This window comes from Cryobacterium sp. TMT1-2-1 (assembly GCF_004403955.1).
Classification (GTDB): domain Bacteria; phylum Actinomycetota; class Actinomycetes; order Actinomycetales; family Microbacteriaceae; genus Cryobacterium; species Cryobacterium psychrotolerans.
This window is the reverse complement of the sequence record NZ_SOHC01000068.1, coordinates 1-6,962: the sequence shown is the minus strand read 5'-3', so window position 1 is coordinate 6,962 and position 6,962 is coordinate 1. Positions and strand designations below refer to the sequence as shown.

Here is a 6,962-nt window from a genome sequence, read left to right as displayed (position 1 = left end):
CTCGATCACGGCCCACGCCTCATCAGAAACCACATCACGCTCATGCATGATCAATGGTCGCCCAGGCGCACCCGAAATCACTTGATCAACACGCCCTAGAGGCCCTTGCCGCCGGTGACCGGCAGGACCGCGCCGGAGATGTACGATCCCTCGTCGGAGGCGAGCAGCACGTAGGCAGGGGCGAGTTCCGCGGGCTGGCCGGCGCGGCCAAGTGGGGTGTCTTGCCCGAAGGTCGGCAGCTTTTCGGGCCAGCCGGTGGCGGGGATGAGCGGGGTCCAGATCGGTCCGGGCGCCACCGCGTTCACACGGATGCCCTTCGGGCCGAGTTGCTCGGCGAGTGCCTTCGTGAACGCGACCTGCGCCGCTTTTGTCATCGCGTAGTCGATGAGCGCCGAGGACGGGTTGAATGCCTGGATCGACGTGGTCGAGATGATCGACGCGCCGGGCTGGAGATGCGGGATCGCTGCCCCGGCGATCCACATCATCGAGTAAAGGTTGGTGCGGAAGACGCGGTCGAACTCCTCGGTCGGAATCGTCTCGAGCCCGTCCCGGTTCTTCTGGTACGCGGCGTTGAGCACGACGATGTCGAGACCGCCGAGCGCCTCCACCGTCTGGTCGACGACGCTACGGCAGAAGCCCTCCTCCTGCACGTCGCCCGGGATCGAGGCGGCCACGCGCCCGGCCTCGGTGACGAGGCGGAGGGTCTCGTCCGCGTCGTGCTGCTCCTCAGGCAGGTGGACGATCGCGACGTCGGCGCCCTCGCGCGCGAACGCGATCGCCACCGCCCGTCCAATGCCGGAGTCGCCCCCTGTGATGAGCGCGCGACGGCCCTCAAGTCGGCCCGAGCCCTGGTAGCTAGACTCGCCGTGGTCTGGCAACGGATCGGTTCGATCGGTGAGCCCGGGCTGCTCCTGTTCCTGCTTCGGGAAGCCGCCGGACTTGTAGCGGGAGCGGGGGTCGATGAGCGCAGCCATACCTCTAGCCACTCACTGATGGGACCTCTAGCCACTCACTGATGGGATGCCAAATCAAGCCCCTTGCACGATCTTGACAACGGCGTATCGTCGCAAACATGCCAGGTGAACGGAACAGAATCCAAAGGTCTACGGCCGATCGGCGGGGACGCGCTCCCGTGACTGACCCCAAGGATGGCCCGGGCGATGTGGATCAGGCGGCGGTCGGCTAGCCCGAGGAGTCGTTCGGTTCAGCCTGGGGCGCCAACGACGAACTCACGACCGGCGACGCATCGATGAACGCGAACCGCGGCTTATCGGGCTGGGAAAGGAAATGCAGATGGGACGTCATTCGATAAACCACCACCTAGAGTTCGGCGACCGCGCCGCGCCGTCGTCGGATACTCCGGCATCTCCGTCGCCCGCGGCGTCGGACGCCCCTCGGCCGTTCGAAACTGCGCCCGCGGCGGCGCCAGACGAGCCGGACGACCACTCGGTGCCGCAGACCGGCGGCACCGGGAGCTCCCCCGTACACGCGCTGGTCTGATGGCGATGTTCGGCCCCGAGGGCAGCCAGCCCAACGACCCCGACGGTCTGATGAACGATCAGGTGATGCCCACTGCGGATGGTCAGATGGCCTCGAACACCACGGAGGAGGTCGTCCCCCCGAAGTCGGACCGCTCCGCGGCGGAGGACCGGGGAACTCGGAGTTCGAAGCCCAGGAGGGCAGGCGCGAGGAGACGGCAGGCGCGCCCGCCGTGAGCGTGCCGAGCGACGGCAAACTCGACGGTCGGCGACGAGCCGACATAGGCGGGCGCGACGACCCGACGATGATGAGCCATCATCGTCGGCCTCGGTGAAGCGCCTCCATCTCCCTACTCGAGCACCGTCCGGGGTGTGAGCGAAGCGCTCGAGCGTTGGGCACGCGGACGACGATGGCCGCGTTCCGCTGCCGGGCATGAGAGAGCCAGCCGCTACGGCAGCGTGCTCCCCCGATCTGCAAACACCCCCGCGCTAGATCCGAGTCTGACGAAGCGAGGAATTCGCTCAGCGTCGTCCACCGTTCGAGTCGTCACGTTCGATCGCGACGTACTGGTCGAGGAGGCGGAGCGCCCGCGTCGCCATGTTGCCGCCTTCCGACCGCTCGATCTCGAGCGCCGTGCGCATCGCGTCGATCTTCTTCCCCGCGGTGCTCAGCGGCGGTAGGAGCGGCACGGCGGGATCGGTGTGGAAATGAAGGACGTAGGGACGATCGCTCGCGAATGCGCGATCCCAGGCGTCGCCGAGCTCATCCCGCATTCTCACGACCTCGCCGGCGAGGCCGATAATGCGGGCGTGTTCGGCGTACGGGAAGGCCGGGAGTGCTTGGCTCGCCGGGAATCGCGGCGAGCCCTCCTCGCGTTGCTCCCAACTCACTTCGGCGAGGTCTCCGTTGTCGAACACAGCCACAATGAAACGCGGGTCGGGCCAGCCCTGCCACCGCGAGGCGACAGTCACGAGCTCGGCGATTCCTGTCATCTGCATCCCACCATCGCCGGCGAGGACCACGACTGGCCGGGCGGGGTCCGTCAGCTTCGCTGCGATGCCGTAGGGCAGCCCGCATCCCATGCTCGCCAGGGTGGATGACACGTGCGCCTGAACGCCGGGAGGAAGCTGTAGCTGGCGGGCGTACCAGTAGACGACGCTGCCGACATCGAGTGCGAGGGCGGCATCGCCGGGGAGGCGGCCGTTGAGGGCCATGACCACGGCCTCGGGATTCAGAGGATCCGCATCGACCTCGGCACGCGCCACGCGGATCCGATGCCACCGGCGCACGGCATCGTGCACTCGCGAGCTCCAACACTCCCGATTCCTCAGGCGTACCAGCGACAGTAGCGAGCGCAGCGCGGGCTCGGCATCCGACGTGATCGCTACTTCGACGGGATAGCGGTTGCCGATGGCTGCGGGGTCGATGTCGATCTGCACGGCACGTGCCTGGCCTGGTGCCGGATAGAACTCTGTCCAGGGGTCGTTTGAGCCGACGATGAGGAGGCAGTCGCACTCGCCGAGAAGTTCGGCACTCGCGGTGCTGCCGAGATGTCCCATCGTCCCCGCCACCAGCGGATGGCTCTCATCGACGTATGGCTTGCCGAGAAGGCTGGTGACGATAGCTGCACCGAGCGACTCGGCGAGTTCGATGACGGCCTCTTTCGCTTCGGCGGCGCCACGCCCGACAAGCATGACGGGTCGCTCGCCGACTGAAAGCAGCTCCGCTGCGGCGCGGAGCTGATCCGAGCTGGACCGCACCTCCGGAGGGGAGTACGTGGCGCTCGTCACGACGACGCCGTGCTCGTGGGGGTGCTCGGGGGCGTCCGCGGACTGGACATCGTGGGGAAGGATGACGACAGCCGGACCGCGGCGGCTTAGCGCCTTGCGGAAGGCGCGATCGATCACCATCGGGATCTGCTCGGCCGATGAAACTTGCGCGACGTACACGGCGACATCGGCCATGAGGGTCGCGATGTCGACTTCCTGCATGTAGCCGGAGCCGAGCACGCTCCTGTGCTGCTGCCCGACGAGGGCAACCACGGGAGCCCCGTCGAGCTTGGCGTCGTAGAGGCCGTTGAGCAGGTGCACCGCTCCCGGTCCCTGGGTGGAAACGATCACGCCGACCGTGCCGCCATACTTGGCCTCGCCGACCGCCATCAACGCGGCGTTCTCCTCGTGACGCGCCTGGATGAACGTCGGTCTGCCGTTCGCACGCCGGAGTGCGTCGAGGAGACCATTGACGCCGTCGCCGCTGTAACCGTAGACCCGCGCGACCCCCCAGTCCCGCAGCCGCCGCACGATGAGATCAGAGACTGTGAGTCCCTGGTGCTCATTTTCCTCCGTCATCGCACGCCCCGTGGGTTCGGGCCGATGCGGAGCAGGGCCGGGCTCACGGCTCGTCGAGTTTGCCCGAGCTGCCCGCGCTCGTGAGTTGCTGCAGGTCTTCGGGCAGGACTCCCCGAACCGTGTCCATGACAAGACTTGCTGCTTCGTCGATCACTTCGAACACGACTCGCGCGAGGTAGGCAGCCTGCGGATCGTCGACGCCGGCACGGTCGCTGATCCGATGGATGAACTCGTCGCGGTCGAACCGTTCGCCAGACTCATGCAGTGGGTCGGCTGCCACCCGCCGCAGGTTCTCGCCCACCTCATGGGGAAGCTGCGCCGCAAGGTTATCCGCGAGGCCAGCGGGTATCCGCTCGGCAAGAGTCTCAAGGGTCGAACGGACTGCACGGGCCGCATCTGCTCGAGTGCTGAGCCGTGCCCGGTTCTGCACCTGGCCCATCAGCGTGTCCTCGTCCATCACCACTCCTCGTTACTTGCGCGCCATCTGATCCGAACGACGAGTTAGGTCGAGGGTCGCGACGGAGGCTCGAGCGACCTCAGGTCAGGTCTCCTCGCCTTGGAGTCGTTCAGCCAGCATCCGCTTGCCCTGTTCGCCGGCCTTGCGATTGTTGTGCTGGATCTTGCTGAACCATTCAGCAAGATCGCTGTCACCCTCGCGCTCCGCGTCCTGGATGTAGGTGTCCAGCTTCCAGATGTTGTACAAGGAAGCCTCCAGCGCCCAGATCAGGTTGTAGTTCTTGTCCCGTACGGGGCTCTCCGGTTCGTTCGCCATGTCGGTCGTCTCCTGCCAGTCGCGGCATATCACCTTCGTCGGATAACTCCATCGTGAAACATCACCAAGCTAAGAACAACGGGGTTGCATCGGTCGCATCGACGGCGTAGCGTCAAAATGCGAGAAGAGGTGAAAACCACAGATCGCATAGGAAGGCTCCACGTGGTCTAGTGCCACTGGAGCCTTTCGCTATTTGAGGCGGGTTCTCCTGCGCCCGTCCTGGGAAGGGGCGAGGGTGATGCGTGCTGATCGACTGGAAGGGCCTGAGACAACGTGGGTGATCGTGCTCGACACCGGTGACGAGGTCGTCGAGTCCCTCACCTCCTTCGCCCGCGAGCGAAGGATCCTCGGTGCCTCGATCAGAGCTATCGGCGCATTCTCGTCGGTTCGGCTGGCCTACTTCGAGTGGGATTCCAAGCAGTACCGCACGTCGGTGGACCTGAGCGAGCAGCTTGAGCTCGTCTCGCTGATTGGCGACATCGCCGAGAAAGATGGCGAGCCGCAACTCCACGCGCACGCTGCGGTCGCTCTCGCGGACGGGCGGGTGCTCGGCGGACATGTGCAGACGGCCATCGTGCGGCCGACCTGCGAGGTGATCCTCACGGCGACCCCCGAGCCGCTTCGCAAGAAGGTGGATCCCGAGACCGGGCTCGCGTTGATCCGACCCTGAGCACCGGCCGGGTCGAAACGAGTGCTCCTCCGGCCTGGGCGCAGCCCGCATTCCTGGGCGTTCGGGGGAGATCGGCGCCGGCGCCGAGCCTCGCGCCTAGCGTTCATAGGTATGGACGAGAGCGGAGAACGAGGAAACACCACGCACGGTCCGGAACTGGACGACAAGCTGAAACAGGAGACCGGCGGGATGACGCAGGGACATGGCGCGCCGCACGCCGAGCCGTTCCGCGAGACCGAGCCCCTCCCCGACGACACCGACGCACCCGAGGTGGATCGGGCATTCCGTCACGAGCCGCCCGATGGCTCAACCCATGGCTGAGCTCGCCGACCTGCTCACCCGTCCGGGAACCTGGACAACGCTCTACATCGATGGGCCGGACGGGTCACCCGCGCCCGAGCGGGATGCGCGCCGGACGTCGATCCGCGATCGGATGCTGAGGGCCGGTACACCGGAGCCGGACGTGGAGGTGGCGCTGGAGCTGCTGACCGACGACGGTCCGCCCGCCCCTTCGAGCCTGACCATCCTTGTGCGGGACGGCACGGTCGAGCTGGACGAGTTCCACCCCCGGGGCGCGGATCGGGCCGGAGGTCGTGACGCACGGTCGAGTGCCGCGCATCGTCCCGCTACTGCGGGAGCGCGCCCAAGACGTCCCGTTCCTGATCGTGGAGGTGGGGCGTGAAGGCGGGCGGCTGCGTCTGTCGCACGGGCGCCCCGAGGCGGTCGACCGCGAGCCAGGATTGGCTCGGATCGCGTTAGGCCCGAAGAAGCATCAGACACCCACCGTTGCGGCGACTATTCCCGCGGTAATCACCGAGACGATCGCGATCGCGATCAGTCCCGCGGCCAAGAGCCGGAGACGCCGACGTCCCCGAGAAACTGTCACTCGGACCACGAGCATCCCGCCGTACAGGGCGGCCACTGTAATCGCCCCGGTCAGGGCCACTCCGCTCGGCGGCAGGCTGGTCATGGGGATGAGCACACTGAGCGCAATCGCAGTGAACAACGCTCCCACAACGAGCCAGCTGCGACCCGACGAAGTGGTCAGGGCAGGCTGGCTGGTTACCCGAGTGGGATCAGACACAACAGCTCAGCGCCTCGTGGTTTTGCCAGCCACGCCCGCTCGCCGACGAAGCCAAGCCCCCATCGCCGTGGCCAAGAAGAGTACGACTGCGATGATCGCAAGCCAGAAGAGTCCCTTGATCGTGAAGCCGATGATCGCAAGCACTAACCACAGCACGAGCAGGAAGATGATGAAACCGAACATAACCCGAGGTTACGCCGACAAGATTGGACAGCCCAGGGCCTTGCGCCACCGGCGGATGCGGCCTACGTACATGGATGGAACGACCCGGCCAAGCAGGCCACGAAAGAGCGAGGCGTGCGAAGCCCTCGGTCGCCATCCACGCGCGACCCGCCGCTTGAGTTGGCGAAAGTGCAGCCCGTGTACCCGGATGGCCTGTCGATGTTGCATGAACGAACAGGATGCCCAGGACGTTGCTGTCGTACTGAGTGATGTTCGCCATCGGCAGCCCGAACCCGGCGAGCAGTGGGGCGCCACCTTCCACGCCGTTATCGCCTGAAGCGCAGTTGCACACGCCCTGATATGGGGTGTGGTTTGTCAAGTGGGCAGGGGTGAGCGGCGCCCTCGCCCGTCGGTGGGACGCCGCTCGTTCCGGTCGCGTGGGTGGTG

8 protein-coding genes are annotated in these 6,962 nt (G+C 66.4%); 2 read left to right on the top strand and 6 right to left on the bottom strand.

The features are described 5' to 3' along the window. Positions 1-95: 95 nt before the first annotated feature. The 4 genes from E3T33_RS12535 to E3T33_RS12520 form a co-directional block, all read right to left on the bottom strand. Complete coding sequence (locus E3T33_RS12535) at positions 96-974, bottom strand: SDR family oxidoreductase (RefSeq protein WP_134575440.1); 879 nt, start codon at positions 972-974, stop codon at positions 96-98. Between the two features lie 1,026 nt (positions 975-2,000). Next, complete coding sequence (locus E3T33_RS12530; RefSeq protein ID WP_134575438.1) at positions 2,001-3,827, bottom strand: thiamine pyrophosphate-requiring protein; 1,827 nt, start codon at positions 3,825-3,827, stop codon at positions 2,001-2,003. Between the two features lie 43 nt (positions 3,828-3,870). Further along, positions 3,871-4,284 carry a DUF2267 domain-containing protein gene (locus E3T33_RS12525; protein WP_092325323.1) on the bottom strand — a complete coding sequence of 138 codons (414 nt, stop codon included), beginning with the start codon at positions 4,282-4,284 and terminating at the stop codon, positions 3,871-3,873. Between the two features lie 84 nt (positions 4,285-4,368). Next, entirely contained in the window at positions 4,369-4,632 is a 264-nt protein-coding gene (locus tag E3T33_RS12520) for a hypothetical protein (RefSeq protein ID WP_241982938.1), read from the bottom strand. A gap of 205 nt (positions 4,633-4,837) precedes the next feature. On the opposite strand from E3T33_RS12520, the gene E3T33_RS12515 reads away from it, so the two are divergent. Beyond that, positions 4,838-5,269: a PPC domain-containing DNA-binding protein gene (locus E3T33_RS12515; protein WP_092325327.1), complete on the top strand. Its 432-nt coding sequence runs from the start codon at positions 4,838-4,840 to the stop codon at positions 5,267-5,269. 111 nt (positions 5,270-5,380) lie between these two features. After that, positions 5,381-5,590, top strand: coding sequence for a hypothetical protein (locus E3T33_RS12510; protein ID WP_092325329.1), 210 nt, complete (start codon positions 5,381-5,383; stop codon positions 5,588-5,590). 451 nt (positions 5,591-6,041) lie between these two features. Here the strand turns inward: E3T33_RS12510 and E3T33_RS12505 are convergent, their stop codons facing one another. Then, the gene (locus E3T33_RS12505) at positions 6,042-6,353 is read right to left on the bottom strand and encodes a hypothetical protein (RefSeq protein ID WP_134575436.1); all 312 of its coding nucleotides are present in this window, start codon (positions 6,351-6,353) and stop codon (positions 6,042-6,044) included. A 6-nt stretch (positions 6,354-6,359) separates the two neighbouring features. Beyond that, positions 6,360-6,536 carry a hypothetical protein gene (locus tag E3T33_RS15310; RefSeq protein WP_166784488.1) on the bottom strand — a complete coding sequence of 59 codons (177 nt, stop codon included), beginning with the start codon at positions 6,534-6,536 and terminating at the stop codon, positions 6,360-6,362. Between the last annotated feature and the right edge of the window lie 426 nt (positions 6,537-6,962).